Annotated in this window: 14 protein-coding genes; 9 read left to right on the plus strand and 5 right to left on the minus strand. The window is 71.4% G+C overall.

Features of this window, described 5'->3' with window-relative positions:
* Nucleotides 1-106 precede the first annotated feature (106 nt).
* Genes IF23_RS0125965 through IF23_RS0125975 form a run of 3 tightly spaced genes read right to left on the minus strand, consistent with a single transcriptional unit; the run spans nucleotide 107 to nucleotide 2783 of the window.
* On the minus strand, nucleotides 107-910 hold the full coding sequence (locus tag IF23_RS0125965; protein WP_030287753.1) for a DeoR/GlpR family DNA-binding transcription regulator: 804 nt from the start codon (nucleotides 908-910) through the stop codon (nucleotides 107-109).
* 39 nt (nucleotides 911-949) lie between these two features.
* Nucleotides 950-1834, minus strand: a complete 885-nt coding sequence (locus IF23_RS0125970; protein WP_030287754.1) for a class II fructose-bisphosphate aldolase — start codon at nucleotides 1832-1834, stop codon at nucleotides 950-952.
* 43 nt (nucleotides 1835-1877) lie between these two features.
* The gene (locus IF23_RS0125975; RefSeq protein WP_030287756.1) at nucleotides 1878-2783 is read right to left on the minus strand and encodes an SIS domain-containing protein; all 906 of its coding nucleotides are present in this window, start codon (nucleotides 2781-2783) and stop codon (nucleotides 1878-1880) included.
* Between the two features lie 302 nt (nucleotides 2784-3085).
* Here IF23_RS0125975 and IF23_RS0125980 point away from each other — a divergent pair, with 302 nt between their 5' ends.
* The 3 genes from IF23_RS0125980 to IF23_RS0125990 all read left to right on the plus strand — a co-directional run bounded on the left by IF23_RS0125980 (nucleotide 3086) and on the right by IF23_RS0125990 (nucleotide 6661).
* Nucleotides 3086-4522 (plus strand): sugar porter family MFS transporter, encoded by a 1437-nt coding sequence (locus IF23_RS0125980; RefSeq protein ID WP_030287757.1) that lies wholly within the window; start codon nucleotides 3086-3088, stop codon nucleotides 4520-4522.
* 90 nt (nucleotides 4523-4612) lie between these two features.
* On the plus strand, nucleotides 4613-5329 hold the full coding sequence (locus tag IF23_RS0125985) for an endonuclease V (RefSeq protein WP_051739900.1): 717 nt from the start codon (nucleotides 4613-4615) through the stop codon (nucleotides 5327-5329).
* A gap of 402 nt (nucleotides 5330-5731) precedes the next feature.
* Nucleotides 5732-6661 (plus strand): dihydrodipicolinate synthase family protein, encoded by a 930-nt coding sequence (locus tag IF23_RS0125990; RefSeq protein ID WP_030287760.1) that lies wholly within the window; start codon nucleotides 5732-5734, stop codon nucleotides 6659-6661.
* Between the two features lie 13 nt (nucleotides 6662-6674).
* Here IF23_RS0125990 and IF23_RS0125995 read toward each other — a convergent pair whose 3' ends face one another.
* Nucleotides 6675-7415 carry an MgtC/SapB family protein gene (locus tag IF23_RS0125995; RefSeq protein ID WP_030287762.1) on the minus strand — a complete coding sequence of 247 codons (741 nt, stop codon included), beginning with the start codon at nucleotides 7413-7415 and terminating at the stop codon, nucleotides 6675-6677.
* A gap of 476 nt (nucleotides 7416-7891) precedes the next feature.
* Between IF23_RS0125995 and IF23_RS0126000 the strand changes: the two genes are divergently transcribed.
* The 4 genes from IF23_RS0126000 to IF23_RS0126015 are packed head-to-tail and all read left to right on the plus strand — an operon-like array spanning nucleotide 7892 to nucleotide 13813.
* The gene (locus IF23_RS0126000) at nucleotides 7892-9100 is read left to right on the plus strand and encodes a CaiB/BaiF CoA transferase family protein (RefSeq protein ID WP_051739901.1); all 1209 of its coding nucleotides are present in this window, start codon (nucleotides 7892-7894) and stop codon (nucleotides 9098-9100) included.
* Between the two features lie 59 nt (nucleotides 9101-9159).
* Nucleotides 9160-10302, plus strand: a complete 1143-nt coding sequence (locus IF23_RS0126005; protein ID WP_030287765.1) for an acyl-CoA dehydrogenase family protein — start codon at nucleotides 9160-9162, stop codon at nucleotides 10300-10302.
* A gap of 59 nt (nucleotides 10303-10361) precedes the next feature.
* Nucleotides 10362-11576, plus strand: coding sequence for an acetyl-CoA C-acetyltransferase (locus tag IF23_RS0126010; RefSeq protein ID WP_030287766.1), 1215 nt, complete (start codon nucleotides 10362-10364; stop codon nucleotides 11574-11576).
* Between the two features lie 50 nt (nucleotides 11577-11626).
* Complete coding sequence (locus IF23_RS0126015) at nucleotides 11627-13813, plus strand: 3-hydroxyacyl-CoA dehydrogenase NAD-binding domain-containing protein (protein WP_211266201.1); 2187 nt, start codon at nucleotides 11627-11629, stop codon at nucleotides 13811-13813.
* Between the two features lie 257 nt (nucleotides 13814-14070).
* On the opposite strand, the gene IF23_RS0126020 is transcribed toward IF23_RS0126015, so the two are convergent.
* Nucleotides 14071-14817: a MerR family transcriptional regulator gene (locus IF23_RS0126020; protein ID WP_030287770.1), complete on the minus strand. Its 747-nt coding sequence runs from the start codon at nucleotides 14815-14817 to the stop codon at nucleotides 14071-14073.
* A gap of 372 nt (nucleotides 14818-15189) precedes the next feature.
* Between IF23_RS0126020 and IF23_RS0126025 the strand changes: the two genes are divergently transcribed.
* Nucleotides 15190-16644 carry an amino acid permease gene (locus IF23_RS0126025; protein WP_051739903.1) on the plus strand — a complete coding sequence of 485 codons (1455 nt, stop codon included), beginning with the start codon at nucleotides 15190-15192 and terminating at the stop codon, nucleotides 16642-16644.
* Between the two features lie 217 nt (nucleotides 16645-16861).
* A complete protein-coding gene (locus IF23_RS32250) occupies nucleotides 16862-17554 on the plus strand; it encodes a phosphotransferase (RefSeq protein WP_051739902.1) in 693 nt (230 codons plus the stop codon).
* Nucleotides 17555-17578: the final 24 nt, after the last annotated feature.

The following is a 17578-nucleotide window of genomic DNA, read 5'->3' on the forward strand; positions in this document are numbered from 1 at the left end:
CCCCTGGACCAGCCAGTCCCTGACCGAACCTGGCCGCCCCACCCCGCCACCCCAGCTGTCACCCCCACCACCAGGCCAGGGGGCGCTCCCGCAGCGATCCCGCAGCTCACCCAGCCTCGACAGCCCCCGCCGTCACCACCTTCAGACCACGATCGGCGAACTCCCTCAACGCCTGTTCGGGCGCGCCACCGTCCGTGATGAAGGTGTCGAACACATCCGCCCCACCGATCCGGGCGAAGCAGCGCTCGCCGATCTTCGACGAGTCGGCGACGACGACCGCTCGCCGCGCCCGCTCGGCCATCAGATGGTTGATCCTGGCCTCCGCCTCGTCGTGAACGGTGGCCCCCATCACCGGGTCCATCCCGTTGGCACCGATGAACGCGACGTCCACCGAGATCTGCTGGAGCACCAACTCGCTGAACGGACCCACCAGCTCGAAGGAACGGGAGTGCGCCACGCCACCCGTCAGCACGATCTTGATCTGGGGGCGTACCGCCAGCTCATTGGCGATGTTGAGGGAGTTGGTCACGATCGTCAGGTGGGGTTGCGGACCGGCTTCGGCGAAGTCCGGACGGACGGCCAGTGCCCGGGCGATGGCGGTGGTGGTAGTGCCTCCGCTCAGACCGACCACATCGCCGCGCTCGACCAACCGTGCCGCCGCCTGCGCCACTGCCTCCTTCTCCTCGGACCGATGCGCGTGCTTGTAGCGGATCGGCAGGTCGTACGCGACCGAGCTGAGCACCGCCCCGCCCCGGGTGCGGGTCAGCAGCTGCTGCTCGGCGAGTGCGTCCATGTCGCGCCGCATCGTGGCGGCGGAGACCTCCAGCGCGGTCGCCGCCTCCTCGACGTCCACCCGGCCCCGTTCGCCGAGCAGCTCAAGCAGTGCGTTCATCCGTTCATGGCGCTTCATGCGGCGAGCCTAGCCGCGCGGCGATGGCGTTCCCGCCGCTCACCCCCGCGCCGCCGGTGCCTGCGCCGCGTACTGCTCGGGCAGTCCGGGCGCCGTGTTCACCACCCCCAGCAATCTGGCGGCTTCTCTGGCCACCTCCTCCCTGGCCGGCTTCAGATACTTACGCGAGTCGATGAGCCGGGGATCGGCTCCCAAGGTCTCCCGTATGGAGCGGGTGAACACCGACACCAGATGCGTGGAGATGTTGATCTTCGTCATTCCGGCTGCGATGGCGCGCTGCAACTCGTCGTCCGGTACACCGGACGACCCGTGCAGCACCAGTGGCACCGGGAGCGTCTCCCGCAGGCGGGAGATCAACTCCTTGTCCAGCACCGTTGTCCGCTCCCGCATCGCATGGGAGGAGCCGACGGCGACCGCCAGCGCATCGACGCCTGTCGCATCGACGAACGCCAGCGCCTCGTCCGGATCGGTCCGTGCGCCGGGCGCGTGCACGCCGTCCTTCCCGCCGACCTCGCCCAGCTCCGCCTCGACGAAGGCGTCACGCTCATGGCACCAGGCGGTGAGCGCGGCGGTGGTGGCGACGTTCTGGTCGTAGGGGAGTGCCGAGGCGTCCACCATGAAGGACCGCACACCGGCGGCGGCGCCTTCATGGACCAGTTCCGGGTCGGTGAGATGGTCCAGATGGACGGCGACGGCGGCGGACGAGTCCTCCGCGAGTGCCAGGGTGGCGAGAGTGATCGGGCGCAGACTGCCGTGATACCGGATGCAGTTCTCGCTGATCTGCAGGATGAGTGGTGCTTCGGCCCGCTCGGCGGCGGTGACCAGCGCCTCGGCGGTTTCCAGATGGATGACGTTGAAGGCCGCGGCGCCGACGCCGTTCACCCGCGCGGCGTCGAGGAGCGAGGAGGTCGAAACGAGAGGCATGGGACGCTGACTCCCTTGTCTGCAGGTCGGGTGGGGCGGCTGCCTACCGGGCTGCCGGAACGGTGAGCATCACGGACCGGGTGAGGCTGCGGGGGCTGTCGGGGTCCAGGCCCCGGGCGCGGGCCCGCTCCAGGGCGACACGCTGCACCAGCACCAGGTCTGCGAGCGGGTCACGGTCGTGGCGGACGAAGCGGGCGCCCGTGCGGGTCACCTCCGCCTCCAGGCCCGCCGGAGCGGTGCCGAAGAGCCAGGTCACGCGGTTGGGGGCGGCTATGGCGATCGGACCGTGGCGGTACTCCATCGCGGGGTAGGACTCCGTCCAGCTCTGGGACGCCTCCCGCATCTTGAGGGCCGCTTCGTTGGCCAGGCCGTACGTCCATCCGGTGCCCAGGAAGGTGAACTGCTCGGCTTCCACCCACTCCGGCGCGACGGGAGCGCTGAGGGCATCGCGTGCGTCGTCGATCGCCCCGGTCAGGTCCTCGCCCAGGTGGGCGCGGAGCAGTGTCAGGGCGGTGGTGGCGAAGCGGGTCTGGACCACCGAGCGTTCGTCGGCGAAGGGCAGGGTGACGGTCGCATCCGAGAGTTCCTTCGCCGGGGTGTCCGGGTCGCCCAGGATGGTCACCGTCGGGATGCGCCCCTGGACGGCTTCCAGGACACGCAGCACCTCGGTCGTGGTGCCGGAGCGGGTGATCGCCACCACCGCGTCGTAGTCGCGGGCGTGACCGAGGAAAGCCTCCGAGGCGGCGAAGGGGTCGGTGACCCCGGCTCCGGAGCTCTCGCGGAGTGCGGCGTACGACTGCGCCATGAACCAGGAGGTACCGCAGCCGACGACGGCGACCCGTCGGCCCGGCTCCGGCAGCGGACCGCCCGCGGCGCCGATCCCGGCGGCCTCGGCCCAGGTCTCCGGCTGACTGCGCAGCTCCTGCTCCATGTAGGACGTCTCGCTCATGGCACACCCTTCGTGAACGGTGGGTCGGACTGCTCGGCTTCTCGCCTGCCGGGAAAGTGAGTGAAAGTGCATTCTTCTCGGCTGTTGCGAGCAACTCTACGCATGGTTGGTGGGTCGAGCCATCCCTCGTGCGAGTGAAGTGTTCGAAAGGCGTGGCGCGGGGTGTCGCTCGACTGGCCCCTTTGTGCGGTGAATGTCGGGTGAGCGAGGTTCACTGGAGACTGTTGACAGTTGCGCGAAAGGACTTCGATACTTGCAAGATCAGTCATGAGTAGGTCGGCACGCTGCGCGAAGGACCCGCCATGTCCACTGCAACGCTCTCCGGGACGCCCCCGCCGCCACCGCCCGGGAAGGCCCGCCGCACGGGGCGGCTCTTCGCGCTGACGGGAGCCTTCGTCGGCGTCATCTACGGCTACGACTCCGGCAGCATCTCCGGCGCGCTGGTGTTCCTCAGCCGGGACTTCCAGCTCACCGAAGCGGAAAAGGGCCTGGTCAACAGCATCCTCGTGGGCGGCTGCATCGTGGGCGCACTGCTCGGCGGCAAGCTCGCGGACGCCTTCGGCCGCAAGGCCGCGATGCTGATCGTCGCGGGCTCGTACGCCCTCTTCGTCACGCTCTCCGCGCTCGCGCCCAACGTCGTCGTGCTCGACGCGGTGCGCTTCCTGCTCGGGGTCGCGATCGGCATCTCGATCGTCGCCGCCCCGCTGTACATCGCGGAATCCACCCCCGCACGTATCCGCGGCGCCTCCGTCGCCGCCTACCAGGTCGCGACCGTCACCGGCATCGTCATCACGTACTTCGTCAACTGGGGCCTGTCGGACGGCGGACACTGGCGCTGGATGCTGGGGGCGTCGGCGATTCCCGCGGCGCTGGTGATGATTCCGCTGCTCCGGCTGCCGGACACGCCTCGGTGGTACGTCCTCAAAGGGCGGACCGAGCGTGCGGTCGAGGTCATGGCGATGACGGATCCGGAGGTCGACGCCCGCACCGAGGTGGCGGCGGTCGGTGCGGCGCTCAGCGCGGAGAGCGGCGGATCCGCCCGCTCCCTGCTGCACAAGCCCTACGTCCGTGCCACGGTCTTCGTCATCGGACTCGGCTTCTTCTGCCAGATCACCGGCATCAACGCCGTCACCTACTACAGCCCGCAGATCTTCACACAGATGGGATTCACCGGCGACGGACTCAACTTCCTGCTGCCCGCGTTCGTCCAACTCGCCTCGCTGGCCGCCACCGTGCTGGCGATACTCATCATCGACCGGCTGGGCCGCCGGGTGGTCCTGCTCACCGGCATCGGCACGATGGTCGTCATGCTCGCCGTGCTCACGGCCGTCTTCGCCACGGGAGAACTGCACGGCACCCTGACCTGGATCGGTTTCGGGGCGATACTGCTCTTCACCGCGGCCTTCAACTTCGGCTTCGGCTCGCTGATATGGGTCTACGCGAGCGAGGCGTTCCCCGCGCAGCTCCGGTCGACGGGCGCGTCGGTGATGCTCACCGCCGACCTCGTCGCCAACCTCCTCATCGCGCAGTTCTTCCCGACCCTGATGGCCTGGATCGGCGCCTCCCTGACCTTCGCCGGGCTGGGCGTGCTGGCGCTGGCCGCACTGGTCTTCGCCTCCTTCACCGCACCCGAGACCAAGGGGCGTCCCCTGGAGGAGATCCAGAGCTACTGGAGCAACGGAGGCCGCTGGCCCGCCGCCACCTCCGCCCCCGCACCCGCCCCGGAGGTGGTGCGCTGACCCCGTGGCCGCCGACCCGGCCCGCCGACCGCGGCGGCCCGGGTCGGCGGCGGACTCACCGCTCCGCCTGTTCGATACCGTGGCGTCACCATGGACAACACCAGCCCCGTCTCCCTCGATGACGAACTGCGGAACTGGCCGACCGACGAGGCCGAGGCACGCGCGGTCCAGGACCGGCTGCGGCGCCATGTGCGCCTCGACGAGCCCGGCCCGCCCCCGGACTTCGAGGGCACCGTCGTCGGTGTCGATGTGGCGTACGACGACGAGCGGGATGTCGTCGCGGCCGCAGCCGTGGCGCTGGACGCCCGCACCCTGAAGATCGTGGACGAGGCCACCGCGGTCGGCCGGATCTCCTTCCCGTACGTCCCGGGGCTGCTGGCCTTCCGGGAGATACCGACGGTCGTCGACGCGCTGGCCGCCCTTGCGCAGCCGCCCGGTCTGGTGGTGTGCGACGGCTACGGCCGGGCGCACCCGCGGCGCTTCGGCCTCGCCAGCCACCTCGGCGTCCTGACCGGCCTGCCCACCATCGGCGTCGCCAAGAACCCCTTCACCTTCCGCTACGACGCCCCCGACGACGGACGCGGGGCGACCTCGCCACTCCTGGACGACCGCGACGGCGCCACGGAAGAAGTGGGGCGGGCGCTCCGCACCCAGCCGGGCGTCAAGCCCGTCTTCGTCTCCGTCGGCCACCGCACCGGCCTCGACGGCGCCTGCGCACACACGCTCCGGCTGGCGCCGAAGTACCGGCTCCCCGAGACGACCCGCGCGGCCGACGCCCTCTGCCGTCGGGCACTGGCCGCCAGCTGAGAGTCCGCCTCCCTCAAGGCCGGACCAGGCCAGGCCGGGGTGGCATTCCGGCCCCCGCCGGACCGTTCAGCAGGGGCGGCGCCGGACCTCCGGCGCGCCGGGAAACCCTCCCCGCCGAGCCCCAAGGGAAGAGGAATCACCCCTGAACTCGCGGGCCCGGCCGCCACTTCCGGGTGACCTCCCCGGGCCCCGTACGCATGGAGTCCGGCCGCTGTTTCCCGTCCGTTGGGGAAGTGCCCCCGAGGCGCGCGGTCTTGACACCCCGCCTGGCCTGGTCCACATTCACCGATGACATGGGACGTCCCATGTCCGGACGGCGGCACGGGTACGGGCCCCCACCGCCCTGTGTGCCCCGCAGCGCACCCGCGCCACCGGCCCCGTACGGCAGAAGGCTGGACCTGCATGCCCCTCCCCGCACCACTCACGGGCGTCGTGCCGCCCGTGTGCACACCCCTCACCGCGTCCGGTCGCGTCGACGTCGACTCGCTCGCCGCCCTCACCGAGCGCCTCATCGACGCCGGAGTGAACGCCCTGTTCGTGCTCGGCTCCACCGGGGAGGCGGCGTGTCTGTCGGACGGCAGGCGCAGCACCGTCATCGAAACCGTCGTCGCGGCGGCCCGCGGACGGCTCCCCGTACTGGCCGGGGCCCTCGACATGGCGACCAGCCGCGTCCTCGACCACGCCCGCACCGCCCAGGCCCTGGGCGCCGACGCCATCGTGGCCACCCCGCCGCTCTGCACCCGCACCCACCCGGCCGAGATCGCCGACCACTACCGCCGCATCCGCGCCGCCGTGGACCTGCCGCTCTTCGCCTGCAACGCCCCCGCGTCCCTCCCCACCGAACTCCCCGCGGACACCGTGCTCGACCTGGCGGCGGACGGCATCCTGGACGGGATCGAGGACAGCAGCGGCAACATCGGCGCCCTGCGCCGCCTCCTGGTGCGGCTGCCCGCCCTCGACCGGCCGTTCTCGGTGCTCACCGGCTGCGAACTCTCCGCCGACGGCGCCCTGCTGGCCGGGGCGCACGGCGTCGTCCCGGGGCTCGGCAACGTCGACCCCGCGGCCTTCGTACGGCTCTACGAGCACGCCCGCGCGGGGGACTGGCGCGCCGCCGCCGCGGAACAGGACCGGCTCGCCGCGCTGTTCGCGCTCACCGACGCCGGGGACGCGACGGCGATGGGCCGCGGGTCGTCCGCCCTCGGGGCGCTCAAGGCGGCCCTGCACCTCCTGGACGTCATCGGCTGCCCGGACACCGCACCGCCGCAGATCCCGCTGGACGGCCCCGCGCGCGATGCGGTGCGCCGCGCGCTGGAGGAGGCGGAACTGCTCTGAGGGCGCGCGGCCGTCACTCGGTCGCGTCCGCCTGCCGCCCCAGCTGCACCCCACGTACGCCGTCGAGGTCGGCGAGCGCGTCCACCAGGGCGTGCGCCGACCCGGTACCTTCCAGCCGGAGCAGGACCTCCGCGGAGACGGCGCCCTCCGGAGGCCCGGTCTCCACCTGTACGTCGGAGACGAGGAAGCCGCTGCCGGTGCACAGCTCCAGCATCCGTCCCAGCAGTCCCCGTTGGGGGCGGTAGGCCAGCCGCAGCTCGAACCGGTCCGGCGACGGCGTGGTGCCGATCCGCTCCGACACCTTCGTGAACCCGCGCACGATCAGGAAGTGCACCGCCGTCGCCCCGAGGGCCAGCAGCGGCAGCCCGCCGCCGCACGCCATGCCGATGGCGCAGGTCAGCCAGATCGTCGCGGCGGTCGTCAGGCCCCGGACCGCGTCCTTCTTCACGAAGATCAGACCGCCGCCGATGAAGCCGATACCGGAGACGACCTGCGCCGCGACGCGGGAGGGATCCAGCGCCACGCCGTCCGTGCCCAGGATCGCGCCGAATCCGTGGATCGACACCTCCATGAAGAGGGCGCTGCCGACCCCGACGAGCGTATGGGTGCGCAGCCCGGCACTCTTCTGCCGGGCCTCCCGTTCCATCCCGATCAGCGACGACAACAGCAGCGCGAGCGCCAACTCTGCGAACTGACGCGGACCCTGACCCGGATGAAGGGCGAACAACGGGGTGGCGAGAGGAAGGTGAGACATGCCTGCATTCTCCTCCCGGACGCCTTCGCGCAGTGGCTCCGCGGGCCGTTGTCAGTGGGCGCCGTTAGCGTGGGTGATGAGATCGGACGAGGGCGCCGACCCGCTCCGGGCACGGCACGGAAGCGGCCGGGAAAGGCGCCGGAACGACCGGAACGCGGCGAGGCGGGCACGCCCGGCGGAGCCGGACGGAACGGAAGGGGAGGGCGGTATGGCGAAGGTGTGTGGCGCGGCGATGTGCGGCCGGGCGGCGGGACCGTACCGCGGCATAGCCCTGCCGTGGCCCATCGCCGGGTTCGACGGGGGATAGCGGCGCGCGGTGCAGCGCGCAAGACCCGTGGCGGCGAAGGCGGTTGAGCCTCGCCGCCGTCGCCTTTCCAGGGGTGCGGAAGCGATGCTCAGGGGGCTTGTGGAAAGTGGAACACGTTCTTAACATCACGAGTGTTACATCAGAAGTGTCACAGTGCGCGAGGAGCGTGATGACGGAGTCAGGCCACGGCCCGCTCAGCGGGGTGCGCGTGGTGGAGCTGGCAGGCATCGGCCCCTGCCCCTTCGCCGCCATGACCCTCGCCGACCTCGGCGCCGACGTCGTACGCGTCGACCGCCCCGGCGGCGCCGCACTCGGCATCGACCCGGCGTACGACCTCACCAACCGCAACAAACGCTCGGTCGTCGTCGACCTCAAGACACCCCGGGGCGTGGCGCAGGTGCTGGAGCTGGCCGAGCGCGCCGACATCCTCGTCGAGGGGTACCGCCCCGGCGTCGCCGAAAGACTGGGCGTCGGCCCCGACGCCTGTCTGGCGCGCAACGCACGGCTGGTCTACGGCCGGATGACCGGCTGGGGCCAGCGGGGTCCGCTCGCCGACACCGCCGGACACGACCTCTCCTACATCGCGCTCACCGGCGCCCTGGGCATGATCGGCGCGCCCGACGCCCCGCCCACCGTCCCCGTCAACCTCCTCGGCGACTACGCGGGCGGCTCGCTCTACCTCGTCATCGGACTCCTGGCCGCACTCCGGCACGCCACCGCCCCCGGAGGCAGCGGACAGGTCGTCGACGCCGCCATCGTCGACGGCACCGCCCACCTCTCCTCGATGATCCACGGCATGCTCGCCGCCGGTGCCTGGCAGGACCGGCGCGGCAGCAACCTCCTCGACGGCGGCGCCCCCTTCTACGGCACCTACGAGACGGCGGACGGCGGCCACATGGCGGTCGGCGCGCTGGAGCCGCGGTTCTACGCCGAGTTCATCCGCCTGCTCGGCATCGAGGACGAGGCACCCGCACGCGACGACCTCGCCTCCTGGGGGGCGCTGCGCGACACCATCGCCGCCCGGTTCAGGTCCCGCACCCGCGCCGAGTGGACCGCCGTCTTCGAGGGCACCGACGCCTGTGTCGCCCCGGTGCTGTCGCTCCGCGAGGCCCCGCACCATCCGCACCTGGCCGCCCGCGGCACCTTCCTCGACCACGGAGGGCTCACCCAGCCCGCCCCCGCGCCACGGTTCTCCCGTACCCCCGGAGCCGTCCGCCGCCCGCCCGCCCAACCGGGCGCCGACACCGCGGAGGTCGCCCGCGACTGGGCCGTCCCCGGACTGCTCGGCGACCCGCCGGACGCACCAGCGCCGACCCCGCGGCCGACCGTGACAGACCCTGACCCCGAGCCCGGCACCGGCCCGGGGGAGGCCCACTGACGGCCGCCCGCCCCATCCGCCGCCCACCGCACCCCGGCTCCCAGGAGGGCCAGCACACCATGAAGCGCCAGATCTTCACCGCGGACCACGAAGCCTTCCGCGAGACGGTACGCACCTTCCTCGCCAAGGAGGTCACCCCGTACTACGCACAGTGGGAGCAGGACGGCATCGTCAGCCGGGACGCCTGGCGGGCCGCCGGGCGGCAGGGGCTCCTGGGCCTGGCCGTCCCCGAGGAGTACGGCGGCGGAGGCACCACCGACTTCCGCTACAGCGCCGTGCTGGCCGAGGAGTTCACCCGCGCCGGGGCCCCGGGCCTCGCCGTCGGACTGCACAACGACATCATCGGCCCCTACCTCACCACCCTCGCCACCGATGAACAGAAGCGCCGGTGGCTGCCCGGCTTCTGCAGCGGTGAGCTGATCACCGCCATCGCGATGACCGAGCCCGGCGCCGGATCCGACCTCCAGGGCATCCGCACCGCCGCCACCGACCACGGTGACCACTGGAGCCTCAACGGCTCCAAGACCTTCATCTCCAACGGCATCCTCGCCGACCTCGTCATCGTCGTCGCCCGCACCACCCCCGAGGGCGGGGCCCACGGCCTGAGCCTCCTCGTCGTCGAGCGCGGTATGGACGGCTTCGAACGCGGCCGCAACCTCGACAAGATCGGCCAGAAGGCCCAGGACACCGCGGAACTCTTCTTCCACGACGTCCGGGTGCCCAAGGAGAACCTCCTCGGCGAGCTGAACGGCGCCTTCCTCCATCTGATGACCCACCTCGCACAGGAGCGGATGGGTATCGCCGTCGCCGGGATCGCGGGCGCCGAGCATCTGCTGGAGATCACCACGCGGTACGTCAAGGAGCGCGAGGCGTTCGGCCGCCCCCTCGCCCGCCTCCAGCACATCCGCTTCGAGATCGCCGAGATGGCCACCGAATGCGCCGTCACCCGCGCCTTCCTGGACCGCTGCATAGCCGACCACTCCGCCGGGGAGCTGGACGCCGTACACGCCTCGATGGCCAAGTGGTGGGCCACCGAACTGCACAAACGCGTCGCCGACCGCTGTCTGCAACTCCACGGCGGCTACGGCTACATGGCCGAGTTCCCGGTGGCCAAGGCGTACACCGACGGCCGTATCCAGACCATCTACGGAGGGACGACGGAGATCATGAAAGAGATCATCGGCCGCTCCCTGCTCGGCTGACCCGGCCCCGCCCGGCCCGCCCCGCCGCGACTTCTCCCTCTCCCGAAAGGCTGCCCGACTTGAGCACCGAAGCGTACGTGTACGACGCGATCCGCACCCCGCGCGGCCGCGGCAAGGCCAACGGCGCCCTGCACGGCACCAAGCCCGTCGACCTCGTCGTCGGCCTCATCCACGAACTGCGCCGCCGCTTCCCCGGACTGGACCCGGCAGCCATCGACGACATCGTCCTCGGCGTGGTCAGCCCGGTCGGCGACCAGGGAGCCGACATCGCCAAGATCGCGGCCATCGCCGCGGGGCTGCCCGACACCGTGGCCGGAGTCCAGGAGAACCGCTTCTGTGCCTCCGGTCTGGAAGCCGTCAACCTCGCCGCCGCCAAGGTCCGCTCCGGCTGGGAGGACCTGGTCCTGGCCGGCGGCGTCGAGTCCATGTCACGGGTGCCGATGGCCTCCGACGGCGGCGCCTGGCACCTGGACCCGATGACCAACTTCGACACCAACTTCGTCCCGCAGGGCGTCGGCGCCGACCTCATCGCCACCCTCGGCGGCTTCACCCGGCACGACGTCGACACCTTCGCCGCGCTCTCCCAGGAACGCGCCGCCCGGGCCTGGAAGGAAGGCCGCTTCGAGCGCTCCGTCGTCCCCGTACGCGACCGCAACGGCCTGGTCGTCCTCGACCGCGACGAACACATCCGCCCCGGCACCACCGCCGAGTCGCTGGCCGCGCTCAAGCCGTCCTTCGCGACGATCGGCGACGCGGGCGGCTTCGACGCCGTCGCGCTGCAGAAGTACCACTGGGTCGAGAAGATCGACCACGTCCACCACGCGGGCAACTCCTCCGGCATCGTCGACGGCTCCGCCCTGGTCGCCATCGGCAACGCCGCCGTCGGCGAGCGCCACGGCCTCACCCCCCGCGCCCGGATCGCCGCCGCCGCGGTCTCCGGCGCCGACCCGACGATCATGCTCACCGGCCCCGCGCCCGCGGCCCGCAAGGCGCTGGCCAAGGCCGGTCTGACCATCGACGACATCGACCTCGTCGAGATCAACGAAGCCTTCGCCGCCGTCGTCCTGCGGTTCGCCGACGACATGGGGCTCTCCCTCGACAAGATCAACGTCAACGGCGGCGCCATCGCCATGGGCCACCCGCTGGGCGCCACCGGCGCCATGCTCGTCGGCACCCTCGTCGACGAACTGGAACGCCAGGACAAGCGGTACGGCCTGGCCACCCTCTGCGTCGGCGGCGGCATGGGCATCGCCACCGTCATCGAGCGCCTCTGACCGCCCGTCCCACCCCTTACGGAGAAGCCACAGTGAGCGAGACCTCTGCGATGTCGACCATCCGCTGGGAGCAGGACGAGACCGGCGTGGTCACCCTGGTCCTGGACGATCCCGGCCAGTCCGCCAACACCATGAACGACGCCTTCAAGACCTCCCTCACCGCGGTCGCCGACCGCCTGGAGGCCGAGGCGGACACCGTCCGCGGCATCATCGTCACCTCCGCCAAGAAGACCTTCTTCGCAGGCGGTGACCTGCGCGAACTGATCGCCGTCACCCCCGAGGGCGCCCAGCAGGCGTTCGACGCGGGCATGCGCATCAAGCGCGATCTGCGCCGTATCGAAACCCTCGGCAAGCCCGTCGTCGCCGCCCTCAACGGCGCGGCCCTGGGCGGCGGCTACGAGATCGCGCTCGCCTGCCACCACCGCATCGCCCTCGACACCCCCGGCACCAAGATCGGCCTGCCGGAGGTCACCCTCGGCCTGCTGCCCGCGGGCGGCGGCGTCACCCGCACCGTCCGCCTCCTCGGCATCGCCGACGCCCTGCTCAAGGTCCTCCTCCAGGGCACCCAGTACAACGCCGTACGGGCCAAGGATGCCGGGCTGATCCACGACGTCGCCGCCACGCCCGAGGAACTCCTCGCCAAGGCCCGCGCGTTCATCGACGAGCACCCCGCATCCCAGCAGCCCTGGGACGTCAAGGGGTACCGCATCCCGGGCGGCACCCCCGCGCAGCCCAAGTTCGCCGCCAACCTCCCGGCGTTCCCCGCCAACCTCCCGGCGTTCCCCGCCAACCTCAAGAAGCAGCTCAACGGTGCGCCCTACCCGGCGCCCCGCAACATCCTCGCCGCCGCGGTCGAGGGCTCCCAGGTCGACTTCGAGACCGCGCAGACCATCGAGGCGCGGTACTTCACCGAGCTGGTCACCGGCCAGATCTCGAAGAACATGATCCAGGCGTTCTTCTTCGACCTCCAGGCCGTCAACTCCGGCGCCAGCCGCCCCAAGGACATCGAGCCCCGCACCGTCGGGAAGGTCGCCGTCCTCGGCGCCGGAATGATGGGCGCGGGCATCGCCTACAGCTGCGCCCGCGCGGGGCTGGAGGTCGTCCTCAAGGACGTCTCGCCGGAAGCCGCCGCCAAGGGCAAGGCGTACTCCGAGGGGCTGCTCGCCAAGGCGCTGGCCCGGGGCCGCACCACCGAGCGCAAGCGGGACGAACTCCTCGCCCGCATCACCCCCACCGCCGATCCGCAGGACCTCGCCGGTTGCGATGTCGTGATCGAGGCGGTCTTCGAGGACGCCGCGCTCAAGCACAAGGTCTTCCAGGAGATCGAGCAGATCGTCGCGCCCGACGCGCTGCTCTGCTCCAACACCTCGACGCTGCCGATCTCGCAGCTCGCCGAGGGCGTGGAGCGGGACACCGACTTCATCGGTCTGCACTTCTTCTCACCGGTCGACAAGATGCCGCTGGTGGAGATCATCAAGGGGGAGCGCACCGGCGACGAGGCGCTGGCCCGTGCCTTCGACCTGGTCCGCACGATCCGCAAGACCCCCATCGTGGTCAACGACTCGCGGGGCTTCTTCACCTCGCGGGTCATCGGCCAGTTCATCAACGAGGGCGTGGCGATGGTCGGCGAGGGCCTCGACCCGGCCTCCGTCGAACAGGCCGCCGCCCAGGCCGGATACCCGGCCAAGGTGCTCTCCCTCATGGACGAGCTGACGCTGACGCTGCCGCGCAAGATCCGCCGGGAGACCCAGCGCGCCGTGGAGGCGGCCGGGGGCACCTGGGCGCCCCACCCCTCCGACGCGGTCGTCGACCGGATGGTCGACGAGTTCGGCCGCACCGGGCGCAGCGGCGGCGCCGGTTTCTACGACTACGCCGAGGACGGCAGCCGCGGCGGCCTGTGGCCCGGCCTGCGCGAGCACTTCACCCGGCCGGACGCCGACGTCCCCTTCCGCGACATGCGGGAGCGGATGCTGTTCTCCGAGGCGCTGGACACCGTCCGCTGCCTGGAGGAAGGCGTGCTGACCTCGGTCGCCGACGCCAACATCGGCTCCATCCTCGGCATCGGCTTCCCCGGCTGGACCGGCGGCGTGCTCCAGTACATCAACGGCTACGAGGGCGGTCTGCCCGGTTTCGTGGCCCGCGCCCGGGAACTGGCGACGGCGTACGGCGACCGCTTCGCGCCGCCCGCGCTCCTGGTCGAGAAGGCGGAGAAGGGAGAGATCTTCCGCGACGCCTGACCGGACGGGCCGGGCGGGCCGGGCGGGGCCGGGCGGGCGGCGACGCCACCGGGGGCGCGGCGGGGGAGCCTCCCCGGCCGCCGCGCCCGTCCCGGCGCCGCCACGCCCGGGACCCGCCGCCACGCTCTCGGGCTCCGCCCGCCCCGGCCCCGCACCCGCCCCGAGCCCACAAGCCCCCGAACGCCTTCCGCAGCCCCGACCGCAGCTCTGACCACAGTCCGGGCCGCAGGCCCTGACCCCAGCCCCGCCGGAACGGCCTACCCCTCCCCGAACGCCTCCCGCAGTTCCTCCTTCATCGAGCGTTGGAACGCGGTGACCAGCGCCTGTACCACCATCGGCTGCATATGGGCGGAGAGGGACTTGATCCGGGCGACGTCCTCGGCGTCCGGTCCGGCCTCGCGGTACGGCTCCCAGACCTCGTCCTTGAAGAGTCGGCTCAGCTCCCGCGCCGCCGACCGGGAGTGCTCCAGCACGACGGTGCGCGCCGCCAGGATCGTCTCCAGCGCGATCGGCACGTCCAGCAGCCGGACGCCCAGATGGAGCAGCCCGGGATCGACCTGGAAGACGTCCGGGGCGTCGGTGCGGACCAGCACGCTCATCGCCGCCAGCCGGTCCAGATCGTCCTCGGTCAGCTCCCGGCCGACCCGGCGTTCCAGCTGGTCGCGGGTGGTGTCCTCCGCCTTGTCCGGGATCCAGCTCGCCACCAGGGCCCGGTGGATGGCCAGATCCTGGGCGCTCAGATCGGGCGGCAGCTGTTCCAGATAGCGCTCGATCGCGGACAGCGTCATGCCCTGGTGCTGCAGCTCCTCGATCAGTGCCAGCCGGGAGAGATGGTCGGGGCCGTAGCGTCCGACGCGGCGCGGGCCGATCTCCGGCGGCGGCAGCAGGCCCCGGGTGCCGTAGAAGCGGATCGTACGGACGGTGACGCCGGCGCGGGCGGCCAGTTCGTCGACGGTCAGAGCGGTGCCGGGCTCGGTTCCGGTCTCCGTGGCGGACTCTTTCATGCGGAACAGTATTGCTGTCTCACCAATAGTGTGAAACCTCGCGAACGCCCCGTCGGAATCCCCGTGGCGCCGCGGGCGGTCGCTTCGGTGCGGTTTCGGGAACGATGCGCCCGTCCGTCGTAAATTCCCGTGAAGATCGCCGGGAATTCATCCGGGTGCGTACGGACCAGCGATTTCAAAATGTCCCGCCGGGGCAACAGTGGGCAAACAGGCCGAACTTCAGATTGGCTGATAACCCTTGTGATCCGCACCACAGACGAGGGGTCCGGGTTCGGGGAAGGTGTGCCATCGGCCATTCGTGCGAACCGTGGGATTCGGCCATGGTTCCCGGCGCCTGCCTGAAAGCGAGTTGAACCACCAGTGAGCACAGAGATCGCCGCAGAAGAAGCACCGCAGTCGCCGGGTGGGGGCGGCGGCGGACGGCAGGACGCGGGGGATGCCGGGTACAGCAAGGGCCTCAAGAGCCGCCACATCAACATGATCGCCATCGGCGGGGCCATCGGAACCGGCCTCTTCCTCGGCGCGGGCGGCCGTCTCCACTCCGCCGGACCCGCGCTGGCCATCGCCTACGCGGTCTGCGGTCTCTTCGCCTTCTTCGTCGTCCGTGCCCTCGGTGAGCTGGTCGTGCACCGCCCGTCGTCCGGCTCGTTCGTCTCCTACGCCCGGGAATTCCTCGGCGAGAAGGGTGCCTACGTCGCCGGATGGATGTATGTCGTCAACTGGTCCACGACCGGTATCGCCGACATCACCGCGATTGCCCTCTACACCCACTACTGGAGTCTTTTCACCGACATTCCGCAGTGGGTCATGGCATTGATCGCTCTCGCCGTGGTGCTCACTGTCAACCTCATCTCGGTCAAGATCTTCGGTGAGCTGGAATTCTGGTTCGCGATCATCAAGGTCGCCGCGCTGGTCGTGTTCATGTTCATCGGCATCTTCCTGCTGGCCACCCAGCACCCGGTGGACGGCCACACCCCGGGCCTGCACCTCCTCTCCGACAACGGCGGTCTCTTCCCGACCGGCCTGCTGCCCGTGGTGATCGTGCTGCAGGGCGTCGTCTTCGCGTACTCCGCCGTCGAGCTGGTCGGCGTCACCGCCGGTGAGACCAGCGAGCCCGAGAAGGTCGTCCCCAAGGCGGTCAACTCGATCATGTGGCGGGTGGGCGTCTTCTACGTCGGCTCGGTGCTGCTGCTGACGCTGCTGCTGCCGTGGAACAAGTACGTCGGCGGGGAGAGCCCCTTCGTGACCGTGCTCTCCCACGTCGGCGTCCCGGCCGCCGGTGATGTGATGAACCTCGTCGTGCTCACCGCCGCGATGTCGAGCCTCAACTCCGGCCTCTACTCGACCGGCCGCATCCTGCGCTCCATGTCCATGGCGGGCTCCGCGCCGAAGTTCGCCGGGCTCATGAACCGCAACCAGGTGCCGTTCGGCGGGATCATGCTCACCTCCGCCGTCTGTGTGCTCGGCGTGGTGCTGAACTACGTCGTCCCGGGCAAGGCGTTCGAGATCGTGCTGAACATCGCGGCGCTCGGCATCATCAGCACCTGGTGCACGATCATGATCTGCCACATGGTCTTCGTCCGCCGCGCCAAGGAGGGCATCGTCCAGCGGCCCCGCTTCCGGCTCCCCGGCACGCCCGTCACGGACCTGGTGACCATCGCGTTCCTGCTCGGCGTGATCGTCCTGATGTGGTTCGACGACGGCGTCGGCCGACAGACCGTGATGCTGGTCCCGGTCCTCGCCGCGGCGCTGACCGGCGGCTGGTTCGTGGTCCGCGGCCGGGTCCGCCGCCTCGCCGCGGAGCGGGAGACCGCGGCGGCGGAGTAGCGCGGCCTCACGGGAGGCGGTCGCGGAGCCCCGGGGCGACCGCGACCGCCCTCCCGTGCGCGTACCGGCTCTCCCCGGACCGGCCCGCCCGCCGGGGACGGATCCGCCCGTTCCGGGCCGCTACAGTCCTCGGTCATGGACGAGGAGATGGCGGGCGGCCGGTTCTCCCGCCCCGTGCGCCGGGGCGATGTGGTCGAACGGGCCCGGAGCAGCCCCGGTGTGCACGCCCTGCTGCGGCACTTCGAACGGACCGGGTTCCCGCTCGCCCCCGCGCTACCTGGGCACCACCGAGGACGGCACGCGCGACCTCCTCCGCTTCGTCGCGGGCCGGGCCGCGCACTACCCCCTCGCCGAGGAACCCCGCTCCGACGCGGCGCTGATCAGCGTGGCCCGGGCCGTCCGCGCGCTGCACGACGCCACCCGGGGGTTCGTCGCCGACGACCCGCGGGCATGGCGCCACCGGGAGGTCGCGGTCCCGGTGCGGATCGACTGCATCGGCCACCACGACCTCGCCCCCTGGAACATGACCTTCGACGGCACCGAGGTGACCGGCATCATCGACTGGGACTTCGCCGGACCCTCCAACCGTGCCTGGGACCTCAGCTATGCGGCCCACCGCTTCGTCCCGCTCTCCTCACCCCGCCTGACCAGGGCATTCGGCTGGCCGACGCCGCCCGACCGGGCCGCCCGGCTGCGGCTGCTCGCCGACACCTACGGCCATGGCATCACCCCGGACGGGCTCCTCGACCTCGCCGTGGTCCGTCTCTCCGCCGTCGCCGCCCACATCGAGCAGCAGATCCGGGCCGGAAACCCCGCCTTCGACGTACAACGCGACGAGCGGCACGCGGACGGCTACCGCGAGGACGTCCGGTTCATCCTGGCCCACCGCGCCACGCTCCTCGCGGGCTGACCGGCTCCGGGACGGACACGGAGC

Source organism: Streptomyces catenulae, assembly GCF_000718015.1.
In the GTDB taxonomy this organism is placed as follows: Bacteria; Actinomycetota; Actinomycetes; order Streptomycetales; family Streptomycetaceae; genus Streptomyces; species Streptomyces catenulae.

Excerpts from the sequence above, each read along its gene's own strand:
- IF23_RS0125965 (WP_030287753.1), bottom strand. The coding sequence starts at position 910 with ATGAAGCGCCATGAACGGATGAACGCACTGCTTGAGCTGCTCGGCGAA.
- IF23_RS0125970 (WP_030287754.1), bottom strand. The coding sequence starts at position 1,834 with ATGCCTCTCGTTTCGACCTCCTCGCTCCTCGACGCCGCGCGGGTGAAC.
- IF23_RS0125975 (WP_030287756.1), bottom strand. The coding sequence starts at position 2,783 with ATGAGCGAGACGTCCTACATGGAGCAGGAGCTGCGCAGTCAGCCGGAG.
- IF23_RS0125980 (WP_030287757.1), top strand. The coding sequence starts at position 3,086 with ATGTCCACTGCAACGCTCTCCGGGACGCCCCCGCCGCCACCGCCCGGG.
- IF23_RS0125985 (WP_051739900.1), top strand. The coding sequence starts at position 4,613 with ATGGACAACACCAGCCCCGTCTCCCTCGATGACGAACTGCGGAACTGG.
- IF23_RS0125990 (WP_030287760.1), top strand. The coding sequence starts at position 5,732 with ATGCCCCTCCCCGCACCACTCACGGGCGTCGTGCCGCCCGTGTGCACA.
- IF23_RS0125995 (WP_030287762.1), bottom strand. The coding sequence starts at position 7,415 with ATGTCTCACCTTCCTCTCGCCACCCCGTTGTTCGCCCTTCATCCGGGT.
- IF23_RS0126000 (WP_051739901.1), top strand. The coding sequence starts at position 7,892 with ATGACGGAGTCAGGCCACGGCCCGCTCAGCGGGGTGCGCGTGGTGGAG.
- IF23_RS0126005 (WP_030287765.1), top strand. The coding sequence starts at position 9,160 with ATGAAGCGCCAGATCTTCACCGCGGACCACGAAGCCTTCCGCGAGACG.
- IF23_RS0126015 (WP_211266201.1), top strand. The coding sequence starts at position 11,627 with ATGTCGACCATCCGCTGGGAGCAGGACGAGACCGGCGTGGTCACCCTG.
- IF23_RS0126020 (WP_030287770.1), bottom strand. The coding sequence starts at position 14,817 with ATGAAAGAGTCCGCCACGGAGACCGGAACCGAGCCCGGCACCGCTCTG.